Raw genomic sequence first — 14758 nt, forward strand, 5'->3', positions numbered from 1 at the left:
GCCTTGGCGCAACCATGAGGTGTCTCGGGGGTTGCCTTCCCCAGGTTGCAGCGGTTTGATGCGCGCCCGGAGTCCCCACGGGAGGTTTCCATGTCCGACATCACCACCATCGCCCGCCAGTTCATCCAGGCCCTGCCGCACAGCCGCGAAATGGGCATGGAGCTGGAAGCCATCGGCGAAGGCTCGGCCACGATCTCGATGCCATATGATGCGCGGCTGATCGGCGACCCGACGACGGGGGTGATGCACGGCGGCGCGGTCTCGGCGCTGATGGACACGGCCTGCGGGGCTTCGGTCATGAGCCATCCGCAGGCGGGGTTCTCCACGGCGACGCTGGATCTGCGCATCGACTACATGCGCCCCGCGACGCCCGGCCAGACGATCCGCACCAAGGCGGAATGCCACCACGTCACGCGGTCGGTGGCCTTCGTGCGGGCCGTGGCGACCGACGACGACGAAAGCCGCCCGGTGGCAATGGCGACCGGGGCCTTCACGGTGGAGCGCAAGGGATGAAGCCGCCCGAGCCTTTGCACATCATCAAGCAGCGCCGCGAGGGGCTGTTGCGCAGTCTGGTCGACGGGGTGCCTTACATCAGCTTCCTTGGCGTCCGGTTCGACCGGCGGGGGGACGAGCTGACGGCGGTCCTGCCCTTCCGCGACGAGCTGATCGGCAACCCGCGCCTGCCCGCCCTGCATGGCGGCGCGACGGCGGCCTTCCTGGAGATCGCCGCGATGATCGAGCTGTCCTGGAGCACCTTGTGGGATGGCGTTGAAGCCGACGGAGCGCTGCCCGAGGGGCCGCTGCGGCTGCCGAAGACCATCGATTTCACCATCGACTACCTGCGCGCCGGTCTTCCCCGCGATGCCTATGCGCGCGCCCGGGTGAACCGGTCGGGGCGCCGCTATGCCTCGGTGCATGTCGAGGCCTGGCAGGACAACCGCGCGCGGCTGTTCGCGCAGGCGACGGGCCATTTCCTGATGCCGCCGGTCGAGCCGCGGGCATGAGCTCCATCACGCATGGCCGTGTCTGGCGGATTGCCGGGCCGATCGTGCTGTCGAATGCCACGGTGCCGCTGCTGGGCGCCGTCGACACCGGGGTCGTGGGCCAGATGGGCGCCGCGGCCCCGATCGGGGCCGTGGGACTTGGGGCGGTGATCCTGGCGACGCTGTACTGGGTCTTCGGCTTTCTCAGGATGGGAACCAGTGGCCTGGCGGCTCAGGCGCAGGGGGCGGGCGACGGGGCCGAGCGGACGGCGGTCCTGCTTCGGGCGCTGGTCGTCGGGCTTGGTGCCGGACTGGTGCTGATCCTGTTGCAGCTTGCGCTCTTTGCCGGAGCCTTCGCCGTGGCCCCCGCGAGCGGGGAGGTCGAGGCCCTGGCGCGGACCTATCTGGCGATCCGCATCTGGGGCGCCCCGGCCACCATCGCGCTTTACGCGGTGACCGGCTGGCTGATCGCGGTAGAGCGGACCCGGGCGGTCTTTGTCCTGCAGGTCTGGATCAACGGGATCAACATCGCCCTTGATCTGTGGTTCGTGCTGGGTCTGGGCTGGGGCGTGCCGGGCGTTGCCATCGCCACGCTGATCGCCGAATGGACGGGGCTTGCGGTCGGGCTCTGGTTCTGCCGCGATGCCTTCGGCCCGGCGCTGGTGGCCGGGTTGGCGCGGATCGGCGACCGGGTGGCGCTGGTGCGGATGATCGCGGTCAACCGCGACATCATGATCCGATCGGTCGTGCTGCAGGCCTGCTTTACCGCCTTTGTCTTTCTGGGGGCTCGGCACGGGGACGTGACGCTTGCCGCCAATCAGGTGCTGCTGCAATTTCTTGGCATCCTGTCCTATGCGCTGGACGGGTTTGCTTTCGCCGCCGAGACGCTGGTCGGGCAGGCCATCGGGGCGCGGGCGGTCAGCGACGTACGGCAGGCGATCCGGCTGTCGCTGTTCTGGACCGTTGCCGGAGGTCTGGCGCTGGGTCTGGGGTTCTGGCTGGCGGGACCCTGGCTGATCGACCTGATGGCAACCGATCCCCTGGTGCGGCAAGAGGCGCGCGCCTACCTGCCCTGGATCGTCGCCGCCCCGGCCTTCGGGGCCTTGGCCTGGGCTTACGACGGCATCTACATTGGGGCGTTGCTCACAGCCGAAATGCGGCGGCTGATGCTTGTTTCGGCAGCTCTTTACGGGCTGGCGATCTTTGTTCTGCTGCCCTTCGGCAACCACGGGCTCTGGGCTGCGATGATGGTTTTGTTCACCGCACGCAGCCTGCTGATGCATTGGCGCAGCCCCCGGGTCGCCGCGCAGGCTTGCCTTCCTGGGTGACTGCGGGAATGATCAGGCGCCAAAGGGGAGAAACATGCGGAAATTCCTGGTCGTGCTGGACGACAGCCGCGAATGCCTGAACGCGATGCGCTTTGCCGCCTTGCGCGCGGCCCATACCGGGGGCGGGGTGACGATCCTGTCCATCGTCCCGCCGGACGAGTTTCAGACCTGGGTCGGCGTGGCCGACCTGATGCGGGCTGAGGCGCGCGAGCGGATCGAGGCGCATTTCGAGGTCTTCGCCAAATGGATGCGCGACAAGCAGGGGGTGAACCCCGAACTTGTCATCCGGGAGGGCGACCCGGTGGTGGAAATCCTGGCCCAGGTCAACGAGGACGGCGAGATCGGTGTTCTGGTCCTGGGTGCGGGGACGGACAAGTCGGGGCCGGGGCCGCTGGTCACGGCGCTGTCGCGGAACTCGGGCAACCTGCCGATCCCGATCACCATCGTTCCGGGCGACATGTCGAAGGAACGGCTGGAAAGCATCACGTAAGGGACCACGCCGGGGCTGAGGCGGGCCGGTTTAAGCGCACGCTTACAGCCAGAGCCGAAGCGAAGGTCTAAGTGAGGCTTGGGGCCGTGCGAGGCCTCGCTTTCCTGGACAACCGATGCCCCTTCCTGTCACGGCGACTTTCGCCACGCGTCCGATGCTTTCCGCCGCAGCACTGAACGCCCTGGTCGCGACCTACCTCATGGCCTTGTGCAACGCGACCTTCTGGGGTCACCTCTTCCGCATCTTCGAAGGCCGGACCCTGACCGCGCTGGTTTTTGCCGGTGCCGTCTGGGCGCTGATGCTGCTGGTGATCTCGCTGCTGGCGGTGCGGAGGGCGCAGAAGCCGGTACTGGTTGCGCTGCTGCTCACGGCGGGGGTAACGTCCTATTATGTCGACGTGCTGGGCGTCGTGGTCGACCGCGACATGATCCAGAACGCGATGACCACGACCTTCGCGGAATCGAAGCATCTCGTCACGCTGCACTTCCTGGGCCATGTCGCGCTGTACGGCGTCCTGCCGGCGCTGTTGGTCCTGTGGGCCCGCATCCGTCGCGCGCCGATCAAACGCGCGCTTCTGGGCTATGGAATGGTCACGGCCCTGTCGGCGGCGCTGGTGGTCGGGCTGCTTTTCACCAACCTGAAGGCCTATTCCACCATCTTGCGCGCCGAGAAAGAGCTGATGGGCTCGGTTCAGCCCCTCGCACCGATGAGCGGGGCGCTTCGCTATGCAAAGATGATGGTCAAGTCGACCCAGATCGTGGTGCTGCCCACGGGCCGCGATGCCGGCCCCGGTCCCTACCTGGCCAACACTGCAAAGCCTGTGCTGCTGGTCATCGTCGCTGGCGAGACCGGACGGGCGCAGAACTGGTCGCTGGACGGCTACACCCGCGACACCAACCCCGAGCTGGCCAAGCGTGATATCGTCTACTACCCGAATGCCACGAGCTGCGGCACGGCGACGGCAACTTCGCTGCCCTGCATGTTCTCGCCGTTGACGAAGGATCAGTATTCCTACGAGGGCGGGCTGTCGAACGAGAACCTGCTGGATGTGTTGACGCACGCAGGCTTCGACGTCGACTGGTGGGACAACAACACCGGCGACAAGAACATCGGTGACCGTTTGGCCGTCCGCCCGCGCACGATGAAACCCCAGAATGGACCGGAGTTCTGCTTTCCCGAATGCATTGACGGGGTCTTTCTGAAGGACCTGCAGACGAAGGCTGAAACGATCACCAAAAACACCATCATTGTGCTGCACCAGATCGGCAGTCACGGCCCCAGCTACTGGCTGCGCTATCCGGCGGACCGCGAGATCTTCTCTCCGGCCTGCAAGACCGAGGAGCTGACCGACTGCTCCACCGCAGAGATCGTCAATGCCTATGACAACACCATCGCCTATACCGACTGGTTTCTGGCGCAGGTGGTCGACGTTCTGGACGCTTCCGACCGGGTGACGCCCGCCATGTACTATGTCTCGGACCACGGCGAGAGCCTGGGAGAGGGTGGTTTGTACCTGCACGGCACGCCCTATTTCATGGCGCCGGAGTATCAGACGCAGGTGCCGATGGTCATCTGGATGTCCGAACGGTTCCGTGCCAGTCTGTCCGTCGATGCAGACTGCCTGAAGGCTTCGGCTGCGAACCCTGTGAGCCATGACAACATGTTTTCAACGGTGCTTGGGATGCTGGACGTGTCGACGACGGCAAAGGATGACGGGCTGGACCTTGCCGGGGCCTGTCGTCAGGTCACGACGGGCTGAGGGATGACCGTGCAGGAAAAGCCTCCGCGCAAGTCGGGTGTGGCGCATTTCCTTGCGGCGGCCGGGTATTCGCTGGGCGGGTTGCAGCGGCTGGCGCGGGAAAGCGCGTTTCGGCAGGAGGTGGCGCTGGTCGCGGGGCTTCTGGTGCTGTTCGTGGCGTTGGGCGCATCTCTGCCCGAGATCCTTGGACTGTTGGCCATCGGCCTGGCACTGATCGCTGTCGAGGCCCTGAACACGGCGCTGGAGGTGCTGGTGGATCACCTGTCCCCCGGCTGGTCGCAGTTTGCCAAGGACGCCAAGGACCTTGGGTCGCTGGCGGTGGCCTGCACCATCGGGGCTCTGGTGATCTATGCGGGCGTCGTGCTGATCTGGTAGCCCTGCAGCAGGGACATTGCCGCCATGCAGCAATGGGCCTTGGGTCTTAACCGGGATGGGCCTACCTTCCTACGCAGGGAGGAGCCTTCCGAAAGGCCCCAAGATCATGTCCATCCACCCGTTTCCGCTCCGCAAACCTCAGCCTGCCGCGCCATTCGAGGCGTATTTCTCGGCTGAGCAGTTGACCCCCGCCGCACCTGTTCTGCGCCCCTTGTCGGCGCTGGAGCAGATGTATGCCTATTGGGGGTCCGACCGGGCCTGAGCGTAGGGTGGGCGATACCGCCCACCCTGGCCCTGCGTCCGATTTAGAACGGTTCCAGACTTGACGTTCGTGCCGCCAAGGCGCATATCCGAGTGGAATAGTCGGAGACTCCACATGTTCATCCAGACCGAATCCACGCCGAACCCCGCGACGCTGAAGTTCCTGCCCGGCCAGACCGTGCTGGAGCTTGGCACTGCCGATTTCCCGTCGGCCGAGGCAGCGGCGAAGTCCCCCCTTGCCAACCGCATCTTCGCGGCAGGCGGTGTCACGGGCGTGTTCTTCGGCACCGATTTCGTCACCGTCACCAAGGCCGAGGATGTCGACTGGGCCCATATCAAGCCGCAGATCCTGGGCGCGATCATGGAGCATTACCAGTCCGGCGCTCCGGTGATCGAAGGTGAAGGCTCGAACGGCGGCGGCCATGCCGAGCATACCGGCGAGGATGGCGACATCGTCCGCCAGATCAAGGAACTGCTCGACACCCGCGTCCGTCCGGCGGTGGCGCAGGATGGCGGCGACATCACCTTCCACGGTTTTGACCGGGGCGTTGTGTACCTGCACATGCAGGGCGCCTGCGCGGGGTGCCCGTCCTCGACCCTGACGCTGAAGATGGGAATCGAGAACCTTCTGCGGCACTACATCCCGGAAGTGCTGGAAGTCCGTCCCGTCGCCGCCTGAGCCGGACGTGCTGCTGCCGATCCTTGCTTTCGACACCTCGGCCGCGCATTGCGCGGCCGCTTTGCTGTTGCCCGCCCCGCTGAACACCTGCCGCGTGATCCAGAGGCTGGAGCCGATGGAGAAGGGCCAGGCCGAACGTCTGATCCCCCTGCTGGAGGAGGTGCTGGCCGAGGGCCGGATCGGTTGGTCCGACCTGAAGGCGCTGGCGGTCGGGACCGGCCCTGGCAACTTCACCGGCGTCCGCATCTCGGTCGCCGCCGCGCGTGGGCTGGCGCTTGGCCTTGGAGTCCCGGCCATCGGCGTGACGCGGCTGGAGGCGCTGGCCTTCGGGTTGCCGCGCCCGGTCATGGTGGTCGAGGACGCCCGGCGCGATCAGGTCTATGTGCAGCTGTTCACCGAAAGCGGGGCCGGTGTCGCGCATCTGGCTGACCGCGTGGTTCCGGCATGCCCCGCAACGGGCTCGGCGGCTGGAGACGGCGCGCTTGCGCCCGCCATGCCCCTTGTCGAGGCCATCGCGCGTATCGGTGCCGCGCGGGCGGCCACACCGCAGCCCCGTCCCGCCCCCTTCTACCTGCGCGGCGCGGACGCGGCCCCACCTTCCGACCCGCCCCCGGTGATCCTGCCGTGACGCCCGAGGCCCTTGCCGCGCTGCATGCCCGCGCCTTCCGCACTCCGGCCCCGTGGAGCGAGGCTGACTTTGCCGGCCTGCTGGACGACCCGCTGGTCTTCCTGCTGGTTGAAGGCGATGCGGGCCTTTTGCTGGGTCGCGCCGTCGCGGGCGAGGCCGAGCTTCTGACCATCGCCGTCGCCCCGGAAGCGCGTCGCCGCGGGCTGGGACGGAAACTGGTCTCGCGATTTGTCTACGAGGCTAAACTTCGGGGGGCGGAGCGGGCTTTTCTGGAGGTCGCTGCCGACAACGCCGCCGCGATCGGGCTTTACGAATCGGCCGGGTTCTCTGCCGCAGGTCGCCGACGCGGATACTACCTGACGCCCGAGGGCCACCGCGTCGACGCACTGGTTCTGGCGCGCGAATTGGCAGCTGCACATCCGCAGTGAAGATTTTTGACCAAAGGGTAAAGGCGCCGCACCGGCAAAAAGAATCCCGCTTGACCCCCATGCGGGCTTCGTCGCTAATCAGGCGCAGGAACCGCTCGCGACCCGGAAAGACCGGTGGACAGGGCGGCGATGAGTTTTATCAACCGGGAGAACACCGATGAGCCTTTTGAAATCCCTTGCCGGGGCAACTTGTGCATTCGCGCTGCTGTCGGGCGTCGCCGCAGCCGAACCTGCGATCATCTTCGACCTTGGCGGGAAGTTCGACAAATCCTTCAACGAAGCTGCCTTCAACGGCGCGACCCGTTGGGCCGAGGAAACCGGCGGGACCTTCAAGGAACTGGAGATGCAGGACGAGGCTCAGCGCGAGCAGGCCTTGCGCCGTCTGGCCGAAGCCGGATCGAACCCGGTCGTGATGACCGGCTTCGCCTTCGGCGACGTGCTGAACAAGGTCGCCCCGGACTTCCCCGACACCAAGTTCGCGATCATCGACATGGTCGTGGATCAGCCCAACGTGAAGTCGGTCGTCTTCAACGAGCATGAAGGGTCCTACCTTGTCGGCATGATGGCCGGGCTTGCCACCAAGACCGGCACCGTCGGCTTCATCGGCGGCATGGACATCCCGCTGATCCGCAAGTTCGGCTGCGGCTACGCCCAGGGCGTGATGGCGGCCAAGCCCGACGCGAAGGTCGTGCTGAACATGACCGGCACCACTCCGGCAGCCTGGAACGACCCGGTCAAGGGCGCGGAACTGGCCAAGGGCCAGAAGGCCCAGGGCGCGGACGTGATCTACGCGGCGGCAGGCGGCACAGGTGTGGGTGTCCTGCAGGCGGCGGCGGACGAGGGCATCCTGTCTATCGGCGTCGACAGCAACCAGAACTACATGCATCCGGGCAAGGTCCTGACCTCGATGCTGAAGCGCGTCGACAACGCCGTCTACGAGGCCTTCAAGGAAGGCGAAGCCCTCGCCCCCGGCATCAACGTGATGGGTCTGGCCAACGAAGGCGTCGGCTACGCGATGGACGAGAACAACGCCTCGCTGGTCACCCCCGAGATGCAGGCCGCCGTCGATGCCGCGGCCGAGAAGATCAAGTCGGGCGAACTCGTGGTCCACGACTACATGTCGGACAACACCTGCCCGGCCGCCACGTTCTGATCGGCTGACACCGATGTGAAAAGTGCCGCGCCAAGCCATTGGCGCGGCACATTTGCAAAGGGCTGCCCCTTGAAGCCGCGCGCCAGAAGCGGTGGGCACCCGGCGGAGACAGGGGAAAAAACATGGCCGATGCAGCATTCGCCATCGAGCTGAAGGGCATTTCCAAGGCCTTCGGCCCGGTCCAGGCGAACAAGGACATCAACATCGCGGTGCCCAAGGGCACGATCCACGGGATCATCGGTGAAAATGGCGCGGGCAAGTCCACGCTGATGTCCATCCTCTATGGTTTCTACAAGGCCGATGCGGGCCAGATCTTCGTCAACGGCCAGCTTACCCCCATCCCCGACAGCCAGAGCGCCATCCGCGCCGGCATCGGAATGGTCTTCCAGCACTTCAAGCTGGTGCAGAATTTCAGCGTTCTGGAGAACATCATCCTTGGGGTCGAGGACGGCCCGATGCTGAACGCCTCCTTGGCCAAGGCCCGGAAGGAACTGGAGCGGCTGGCCCGCGACTATGAACTGGACGTGGACCCGGACGCGCTGATCGAGGACCTGTCCGTCGGTCACCAGCAGCGGGTGGAGATCCTGAAGGCCCTGTACCGGCAGGCCGAAATCCTGATCCTGGACGAACCCACGGGCGTGTTGACCCCGGATGAGGCCGACCACCTGTTCCGCATCCTGCGGGGCCTGAAGGACCAGGGCAAGACGGTGATCCTGATCACCCACAAGCTGCGCGAGATCATGGAGGCGACCGACAACGTCAGCGTCATGCGGCGCGGGACGATGGTCGCGACGGTGAAGACCGCCGAAACGAGCCCCGAACAGCTGGCCGAGCTGATGGTGGGCCGCAAGGTGCTGCTGGAGGTCGACAAGGGCGCGGCCCAGCCCGGTGAGGTGGTACTGTCGGTCAAGGACCTGCGTGTACGCGACGAGCACAAGGTGGAACGGCTGAAGGGCATCAGCTTCGACATCCGGGCGGGCGAGATTCTGGGGATCGCCGGGGTCGCCGGGAACGGCCAGTCCGAGCTTCTGGCTGCCCTGGGCGGGATGCAGGCGGCCACGGGCTCGGCCACGCTGAAAGGGGCGGCGCTGCCCCTGTCTGGCGCGGGCTCGGACGGGCAAAGCCGCCGCCGCGCGGGCATCGCGCATGTGCCGGAGGACCGCCACCACTATGGCCTGATCCTGGATTTCGCGGCCTGGGAGAATGTGGCTTTCGGTTATTTCAACGAACCGGAATACCAGAAGAACGCGCTGTTCATGGACAACGACGCGATCCGGGCCGACACCGAGAAGAAGATGGCCAAGTTCGACGTCCGCCCGCCGATCCCGACCTTGCCCGCCAAAAGCTTTTCCGGCGGCAACCAGCAGAAGATCGTCGTCGCCCGCGAGATCGAGCAGAACCCGGCGCTGCTTTTGATCGGCCAGCCGACCCGCGGGGTGGACATCGGGGCCATCGAGTTCATCCACAAGCAGATCATCGCCTTGCGCGACGCAGGAGCCGCGATCCTGCTGGTCAGCGTGGAACTGGACGAGATCATGAGCCTCTCGGACCGCATCGCCGTCATGTTCGACGGACGCCTCATGGGCTTCCGTGACCCGGAAACCACCGACGAGCGCGCGCTTGGGCTGATGATGGCCGGCGTGACCGGCAAAGGGGAGGCCGCCTGATGGACCGCTTGCCACGCTGGGCCGATGTCGCCCTTGTCCCCTTCGTCTCGCTGACCCTTGCCGCGATCATTTCGGCTCTGGTCATCATCGCCATCGGGCAGGACCCGTGGGAGGCGATCACGGTGATGGTCCAGGGTTCGGTGATGAACGCCTATGGCTGGGGCTATACCCTCTACTATGCGACCAGCTTCATCTTCACCGGGCTTGCGGTGACGGTGGCCTTCCACGCGGGTCTCTTCAACATCGGGGGCGAGGGGCAGGCGCAGTTGGGCGGGCTGGGGGTGGCGATGGCGCTGCTGTTCATTCCCTGGCCGCACTGGACGATTGCGCTGGCGGCTGCGGCCTGCGGGGCGGCGCTGTTCGGCGCGGCCTGGGCGGCGATCCCGGCCTATCTGCAGGCGAAACGCGGCAGCCATATCGTGATCACGACGATCATGTTCAACTACATCGCTGCAAGCCTGATGATCTTCATGCTGGTCGACGTGCTGCGTCCGCCGGGCAAGATGGACCCCGCGACGGCGAACTTCCCGGAAGCCGCGCATCTGCCCAGCTTCAACGAGATCCCGGGCCTGAACCTGATCTTCACCAGCGGGGTGCCTGCCAACGTCACCTTCTTCATCGCGCTGGCGATGGCGGTGGTGGTCTGGGCGCTTTTGTGGCGCACGCGGCTTGGCTACCAGATCCGCGCTTTCGGCAAGTCCGAACCCGCAGCGCGTTATGCCGGGATCAACCCGACCCGGATCATCATGATCGCGATGCTGATCTCGGGCGGGCTGGCCGGTCTGATGGCGATCAACAACGTGATGGGCGAGGCGGAGCGGCTTCTGGGCAACTCGGCGTCCGGCGCGGGTTTCATCGGCATCGCGGTGGCGCTGATGGGGCGGAACCACCCGGTCGGCGTGGTGCTGGCGGCGCTTCTGTTCGGGTTCCTGTTCCAGGGCGGGGCAGAGCTTGGCCTCTGGACCAAGATCCCGATCGAGTTGCGGACCGTGGTGCAGGGTCTGGTGATCCTGTTCACCGGCGCGCTAGACATGATGGTGCGGATGATCCTGATCCGCATCTTCGCCGTCTTCCGTGGTCGCAAGCTGGAGGCCGCATGATGGATTACGCAACGCTGCTGCAACTCCTCGACTCCACCCTGCGGCTGGCGACGCCGCTGCTGCTCGCCTGCCTTGCGGGGCTTTATTCGGAACGCGCGGGCGTCTTCGATATCGGGCTGGAAGGCAAGATGCTGGTCGCGGCGATGTGCGCCGGCGCGGTGGCCTTCTACACCGGCAATGCCTGGGTCGGAGCTTTGGCCGGGATCGCCGGATCGCTGATCTTTGCGCTGATCCACGGCGTCACCTCGATTACCTTCCGGGGTAACCAGCTGATCGCCGGGGTGGCGCTGAACTTCCTGGCCTCGGGGATGACGGTGCTGGTAGCGCAGTCGCTTTTTGGCCAGGGCGGGCGGACGCCGCCCTTGGAAGGCGCGGCCCGGTTCAACCCGATCGAGCTGCCCTTTGCCGAAGCGCTGTCGGGCGTGCCACTTCTGGGTCCGCTTTACAGCGACGTCATCTCGGGCCATTCGATCCTGGTCTACGCCGCCTTCGCCATCGTCGCCCTGACCTGGTGGGTGCTCTACCGCACGCGCTATGGTCTGCGCCTGCGCGCGGTGGGCGAGAACCCGGCAGCGGTGGACACGGCAGGCGTCAGCGTTGTCGGCCTGCGCTTTTCCGCAGTGATGGTGACCGGGGTCCTTTGCGGGCTGGCCGGGGCCTACATGGCAACGGCGTTGCAGGCGGGGTTTGGCAAGGAGATGACCGCGGGGCGGGGCTATATCGCGCTGGCGGCGCTGATCTTCGCCAAGTGGCGGCCGGTGCAGGCGATGTATGCCTGCCTGCTGTTCGGCTTCTTCCAGGCCTTGGCCCTGCGCCCGGACGTGGTGCAGGCGGTCGTTCAGGTGAAGGTCCCGGTCCCGTTCCTGGACGCGCTGCCCTATATCCTGACCGTCCTTGTCCTGGCCGGCTTCGTCGGCAAGGCGATCCCGCCCCGCGCGGGGGGCGAGCCCTATGTCAAGGAACGCTGACGCATGAGTGCAGAAACGCTTGCCGCCCTGATCCGCGGCCGCGCCGGGGATGCCCCGGTTGCCCTGGGCCTGATCCTCGGCTCCGGCCTTGGCCATCTGGCGCATGCCGTGGACGGGGTTGCGATCCCCTATGCCGACCTGCCGGGCTTTCCGCATGTCGGCGTCTCGGGCCACAACCCGAACCTGCATGTTGGCACCTTGGAGGGCGTCAGGGTCGCGGTCTTCGGCGCGCGGGAGCACTACTACGAATCCGGCAATCCCCGCGCGATGCTGCTGCCCTTGCAGGTGCTGAAGGCGCTGGGGGCAGAAAGCCTGATCCTGACCAATGCTGCGGGGTCGATGCGTCCCGACATTCCGCCCGGCAACGTCATGCTCTTGTCGGACCACATTAACTATTCCGGCCTGAACCCCCTGATTGGCGAGAAGACGGATGCCCGCTTCGTGCCGATGACCGATGCGCATGATCCTGCCATGCGGGCGGCGCTGAAAGCGGCTGCGGCGGCCCAGGGCATCGACCTGCCGGAAGGCGTCTACTGCTGGTATTCCGGCCCGTCTTTCGAGACGCCTGCGGAAATCCGGATGCTGAAGCTACTGGGCGGCGACGCCGTCGGCATGTCCACTGTGCCAGAGGTGATCCTGGCCCGCTTTCTGGGGCTGAAAGTTGCAGCGATCTCGACCATCACCAACATGGCTGCGGGCATGTCGGACGAGAAGATCAGCCACGAGCACACCAAGGCGATGGCCCCGCTGGGTGCGGCAAAACTGGAACGGATTCTGCGGGAATTCCTGCGCTCACGGCATTGAGACAACGGGGCGTTTGACATCCCCGGCAAAGCCGCGCAACCCTTTGAACACACCGCCGCTTTGCCCCGATTGGGCCGCCATCGATGCAGCTTTACCTCCCCATAGCCGAGGTTTCGGTTAACGCCTTCCTCATTCTGGGGTTGGGCGGAATCGTGGGGTTCCTGTCGGGGATGTTCGGGGTTGGCGGCGGCTTCCTGATCACTCCCCTGCTGTTCTTCATCGGCGTGCCCCCCGCCGTCGCTGTGGCGACCGGGGCGAACCAAGTCGTCGCCTCGTCGATCTCGGGCGTGCTGGCGCAGTTGCGCCGGAAGGGCGTCGACTTCACGATGGGAGGCGTGCTCCTGGCCGGAGGTGTGGTCGGCTCGATCATCGGCGTCTGGGTCTTCGGGATCATGACCCGGCTGGGGCAGATCGACCTTTTCGTCCAGCTGTCCTACGTGATCTTCCTGGGCCTGATCGGCGCGATGATGTTCCAGGAAAGCGTCCGCAGCCTGCTTCGGTCGCGAAAGGCCAATGCGCCGATCCGCCGGTCGCATGTCCATTCCTGGGTCCACGGCCTGCCCTTCAAGATGAAGTTCCGTGCCAGCGGGCTTTACATCAGCGTGATCCCTCCCGTGCTGATCGGGGCCGCCGTGGGTTTCCTGTCGGCGATCATGGGCGTCGGCGGCGGGTTCATCCTGGTGCCAGCGATGATCTACCTTCTGGGAATGCCCACCAAGGTCGTGATCGGGACCTCGCTGTTCCAGATCATCTTCGTCACGAGCTTCACCACGGTCGCCCATGCGGTGAACAGCCAGACCGTCGACATGATGCTGGCCTTGCTCTTGATCCTGGGCGGCGTCGTCGGTGCGCAGATGGGCACACGGGTCGGGGTCCGGCTCAAGGCAGAGCAGCTGCGCATCCTGTTGTCGCTGCTGGTGCTGACCGTCTCGATCCGCATCGCGTTCGACCTGCTGGTCCGGCCCTCCGAGCTTTACTCGGTGGCGGGGGTCCTGCCGTGATCCGCGCAATGGTGGTCCTTCTGGCGCTTGCGCTGCCCGCCGCGGCGCAAGAGGTGATCGTCGCGGGGATGAGCCAGAACCGCGTCTCGATCACCGCGGATTTCGACGGGTCCGAGATCCTGATCTATGGTGCCGTCAAGCGCGACGCCCCGCCCCCCGAAGACGTTGGGGCGCTGGAGGTGATCGTGACGGTGGAGGGTCCCTCGACCCCGGTTGCGGTGCGCCGCAAGGACCGGGTCGTCGGGATCTGGATCAACAACGCCTCGGTGCGCGTCGACAGCGCGCCAAGCTTCTACGCGGTGGCGACGACCGGCCCCCTGGACCACATCCTGTCGGACGTCGACAACCTGCGCTACGGCATCACCATCGAGCGGATGATCCGCGCCATCGGCATCTCGGACGAGGCGGACCAGGCAGGCGAGTTCGTCTTGGCACTCCTGCGGGTGCGCACCAATGAAGGGCGCTACCGCGTGCTGGAGGGCAAGGTCGAACTGACCGAGGATACGCTTTTTCGCACCGACGTGGTCTTGCCCGCGAACCTGACGGAAGGGGAATACAAGGTCCGCCTGTTCCTTTTGCGCGACAAGCGGGTGATCGCCAGCCAGGAGCGGGTGATCGGAGTGCGCAAGGAGGGGCTGGAGCGGTTCGTCTTCAACCTCGCGCAAGAGCAGCCGCTGATCTACGGGCTGGTCTCGCTGGTCCTGGCCGCGCTGGCCGGCTGGGGGGCCTCGGCGGCGTTCCGGTTGATCCGGACCTGACCGGGCTGCTCCTCGTGCGCCTCCGCCTTCTCGTCGCAAGCGAAGAGGGACGAAGTCACCGATGAGCGGGCCGAAAGATCACTTCTTCTTGGCCAGTGCGGATTCCAGCGCCACGATCCGCGCTTCAAGGGCGGCGTTCTCTTCCCGGGCTTTCTGAGCCATCGCGCGGGCCGCGTCGAATTCTTCGCGCGTCACGAAGTCACGGTCGGCCATCCAGCGGTCGACGAAGCTTTTCATCGCCGTCTCGGCCTCGGACTTGGCACCCTGGGCCACGCCCATCGCGTTGGTCATGAGCTGGCTCATGTCGTCGAAAAACTTGTTGCGGGTCTGCATGGGACACCTCCTGCGCTTGCCTCCTATATGGCGCTACCCCGCC

Annotated in this window: 18 protein-coding genes; 17 read left to right on the forward strand and 1 reads right to left on the reverse strand. The window is 65.9% G+C overall.

All coding sequences use genetic code 11. The features are described 5' to 3' along the window. Positions 1 to 90 precede the first annotated feature (90 nt). From Q0C42_RS20840 to Q0C42_RS20920, 17 genes are all read left to right on the forward strand, one after another. Entirely contained in the window at positions 91 to 513 is a 423-nt protein-coding gene (locus Q0C42_RS20840) for a PaaI family thioesterase (protein WP_295080752.1), read from the forward strand. Next, positions 510 to 1004, forward strand: a complete 495-nt coding sequence (locus Q0C42_RS20845; protein ID WP_295080755.1) for a PaaI family thioesterase — start codon at positions 510 to 512, stop codon at positions 1002 to 1004. The genes Q0C42_RS20840 and Q0C42_RS20845 overlap by 4 nt, the downstream gene beginning before the upstream one ends. Next, positions 1001 to 2311 (forward strand): MATE family efflux transporter, encoded by a 1311-nt coding sequence (locus tag Q0C42_RS20850; protein ID WP_295080758.1) that lies wholly within the window; start codon positions 1001 to 1003, stop codon positions 2309 to 2311. Before Q0C42_RS20845 ends, Q0C42_RS20850 begins: the two co-directional genes overlap by 4 nt. A gap of 34 nt (positions 2312 to 2345) precedes the next feature. Beyond that, a complete protein-coding gene (locus tag Q0C42_RS20855) occupies positions 2346 to 2801 on the forward strand; it encodes a universal stress protein (RefSeq protein ID WP_295080761.1) in 456 nt (151 codons plus the stop codon). Positions 2802 to 2916: 115 nt separating this feature from the next. Next, a complete protein-coding gene (locus tag Q0C42_RS20860) occupies positions 2917 to 4560 on the forward strand; it encodes a phosphoethanolamine transferase (protein WP_295080763.1) in 1644 nt (547 codons plus the stop codon). Positions 4561 to 4563: 3 nt separating this feature from the next. Continuing rightward, complete coding sequence (locus Q0C42_RS20865) at positions 4564 to 4935, forward strand: diacylglycerol kinase (protein ID WP_295080766.1); 372 nt, start codon at positions 4564 to 4566, stop codon at positions 4933 to 4935. A 106-nt stretch (positions 4936 to 5041) separates the two neighbouring features. After that, positions 5042 to 5197, forward strand: a complete 156-nt coding sequence (locus Q0C42_RS20870) for a hypothetical protein (RefSeq protein WP_295080768.1) — start codon at positions 5042 to 5044, stop codon at positions 5195 to 5197. A 114-nt stretch (positions 5198 to 5311) separates the two neighbouring features. Beyond that, positions 5312 to 5875, forward strand: a complete 564-nt coding sequence (locus Q0C42_RS20875) for a NifU family protein (protein WP_295080771.1) — start codon at positions 5312 to 5314, stop codon at positions 5873 to 5875. A 10-nt stretch (positions 5876 to 5885) separates the two neighbouring features. Next, positions 5886 to 6503 carry a tRNA (adenosine(37)-N6)-threonylcarbamoyltransferase complex dimerization subunit type 1 TsaB gene (gene tsaB / locus Q0C42_RS20880; protein ID WP_295080917.1) on the forward strand — a complete coding sequence of 206 codons (618 nt, stop codon included), beginning with the start codon at positions 5886 to 5888 and terminating at the stop codon, positions 6501 to 6503. After that, the gene (locus tag Q0C42_RS20885; protein ID WP_295080774.1) at positions 6500 to 6931 is read left to right on the forward strand and encodes a GNAT family N-acetyltransferase; all 432 of its coding nucleotides are present in this window, start codon (positions 6500 to 6502) and stop codon (positions 6929 to 6931) included. Before tsaB ends, Q0C42_RS20885 begins: the two co-directional genes overlap by 4 nt. A gap of 157 nt (positions 6932 to 7088) precedes the next feature. Further along, positions 7089 to 8084, forward strand: coding sequence for a BMP family ABC transporter substrate-binding protein (locus Q0C42_RS20890; protein WP_295080777.1), 996 nt, complete (start codon positions 7089 to 7091; stop codon positions 8082 to 8084). A 122-nt stretch (positions 8085 to 8206) separates the two neighbouring features. Further along, a complete protein-coding gene (locus Q0C42_RS20895; protein WP_295080780.1) occupies positions 8207 to 9751 on the forward strand; it encodes an ABC transporter ATP-binding protein in 1545 nt (514 codons plus the stop codon). Continuing rightward, entirely contained in the window at positions 9751 to 10851 is a 1101-nt protein-coding gene (locus Q0C42_RS20900; protein ID WP_295080783.1) for an ABC transporter permease, read from the forward strand. Before Q0C42_RS20895 ends, Q0C42_RS20900 begins: the two co-directional genes overlap by 1 nt. Continuing rightward, on the forward strand, positions 10851 to 11819 hold the full coding sequence (locus Q0C42_RS20905; RefSeq protein WP_295080920.1) for an ABC transporter permease: 969 nt from the start codon (positions 10851 to 10853) through the stop codon (positions 11817 to 11819). The genes Q0C42_RS20900 and Q0C42_RS20905 overlap by 1 nt, the downstream gene beginning before the upstream one ends. Before the next feature lie 3 nt (positions 11820 to 11822). Continuing rightward, positions 11823 to 12623, forward strand: coding sequence for a purine-nucleoside phosphorylase (locus Q0C42_RS20910; protein WP_295080786.1), 801 nt, complete (start codon positions 11823 to 11825; stop codon positions 12621 to 12623). An 83-nt stretch (positions 12624 to 12706) separates the two neighbouring features. Beyond that, complete coding sequence (locus Q0C42_RS20915) at positions 12707 to 13624, forward strand: sulfite exporter TauE/SafE family protein (protein WP_295080788.1); 918 nt, start codon at positions 12707 to 12709, stop codon at positions 13622 to 13624. Then, on the forward strand, positions 13621 to 14382 hold the full coding sequence (locus Q0C42_RS20920; RefSeq protein ID WP_295080791.1) for a TIGR02186 family protein: 762 nt from the start codon (positions 13621 to 13623) through the stop codon (positions 14380 to 14382). Before Q0C42_RS20915 ends, Q0C42_RS20920 begins: the two co-directional genes overlap by 4 nt. 78 nt (positions 14383 to 14460) lie before the next feature. On the opposite strand, the gene Q0C42_RS20925 is transcribed toward Q0C42_RS20920, so the two are convergent. After that, positions 14461 to 14715 (reverse strand): accessory factor UbiK family protein, encoded by a 255-nt coding sequence (locus tag Q0C42_RS20925; RefSeq protein WP_295080794.1) that lies wholly within the window; start codon positions 14713 to 14715, stop codon positions 14461 to 14463. Between the last annotated feature and the right edge of the window lie 43 nt (positions 14716 to 14758).

Source organism: Tabrizicola sp. (genome assembly GCF_022842145.1).
Lineage (GTDB): Bacteria > Pseudomonadota > Alphaproteobacteria > Rhodobacterales > Rhodobacteraceae > Tabrizicola.

Excerpts from the sequence above, each read along its gene's own strand:
- Q0C42_RS20895 (WP_295080780.1), top strand. The coding sequence starts at position 8,207 with ATGGCCGATGCAGCATTCGCCATCGAGCTGAAGGGCATTTCCAAGGCC.
- Q0C42_RS20845 (WP_295080755.1), top strand. The coding sequence starts at position 510 with ATGAAGCCGCCCGAGCCTTTGCACATCATCAAGCAGCGCCGCGAGGGG.
- Q0C42_RS20915 (WP_295080788.1), top strand. The coding sequence starts at position 12,707 with ATGCAGCTTTACCTCCCCATAGCCGAGGTTTCGGTTAACGCCTTCCTC.
- Q0C42_RS20910 (WP_295080786.1), top strand. The coding sequence starts at position 11,823 with ATGAGTGCAGAAACGCTTGCCGCCCTGATCCGCGGCCGCGCCGGGGAT.
- Q0C42_RS20925 (WP_295080794.1), bottom strand. The coding sequence starts at position 14,715 with ATGCAGACCCGCAACAAGTTTTTCGACGACATGAGCCAGCTCATGACC.
- Q0C42_RS20905 (WP_295080920.1), top strand. The coding sequence starts at position 10,851 with ATGGATTACGCAACGCTGCTGCAACTCCTCGACTCCACCCTGCGGCTG.
- Q0C42_RS20865 (WP_295080766.1), top strand. The coding sequence starts at position 4,564 with ATGACCGTGCAGGAAAAGCCTCCGCGCAAGTCGGGTGTGGCGCATTTC.
- Q0C42_RS20840 (WP_295080752.1), top strand. The coding sequence starts at position 91 with ATGTCCGACATCACCACCATCGCCCGCCAGTTCATCCAGGCCCTGCCG.
- Q0C42_RS20875 (WP_295080771.1), top strand. The coding sequence starts at position 5,312 with ATGTTCATCCAGACCGAATCCACGCCGAACCCCGCGACGCTGAAGTTC.
- Q0C42_RS20900 (WP_295080783.1), top strand. The coding sequence starts at position 9,751 with ATGGACCGCTTGCCACGCTGGGCCGATGTCGCCCTTGTCCCCTTCGTC.
- Q0C42_RS20860 (WP_295080763.1), top strand. The coding sequence starts at position 2,917 with ATGCCCCTTCCTGTCACGGCGACTTTCGCCACGCGTCCGATGCTTTCC.
- Q0C42_RS20870 (WP_295080768.1), top strand. The coding sequence starts at position 5,042 with ATGTCCATCCACCCGTTTCCGCTCCGCAAACCTCAGCCTGCCGCGCCA.
- Q0C42_RS20855 (WP_295080761.1), top strand. The coding sequence starts at position 2,346 with ATGCGGAAATTCCTGGTCGTGCTGGACGACAGCCGCGAATGCCTGAAC.
- Q0C42_RS20850 (WP_295080758.1), top strand. The coding sequence starts at position 1,001 with ATGAGCTCCATCACGCATGGCCGTGTCTGGCGGATTGCCGGGCCGATC.
- Q0C42_RS20890 (WP_295080777.1), top strand. The coding sequence starts at position 7,089 with ATGAGCCTTTTGAAATCCCTTGCCGGGGCAACTTGTGCATTCGCGCTG.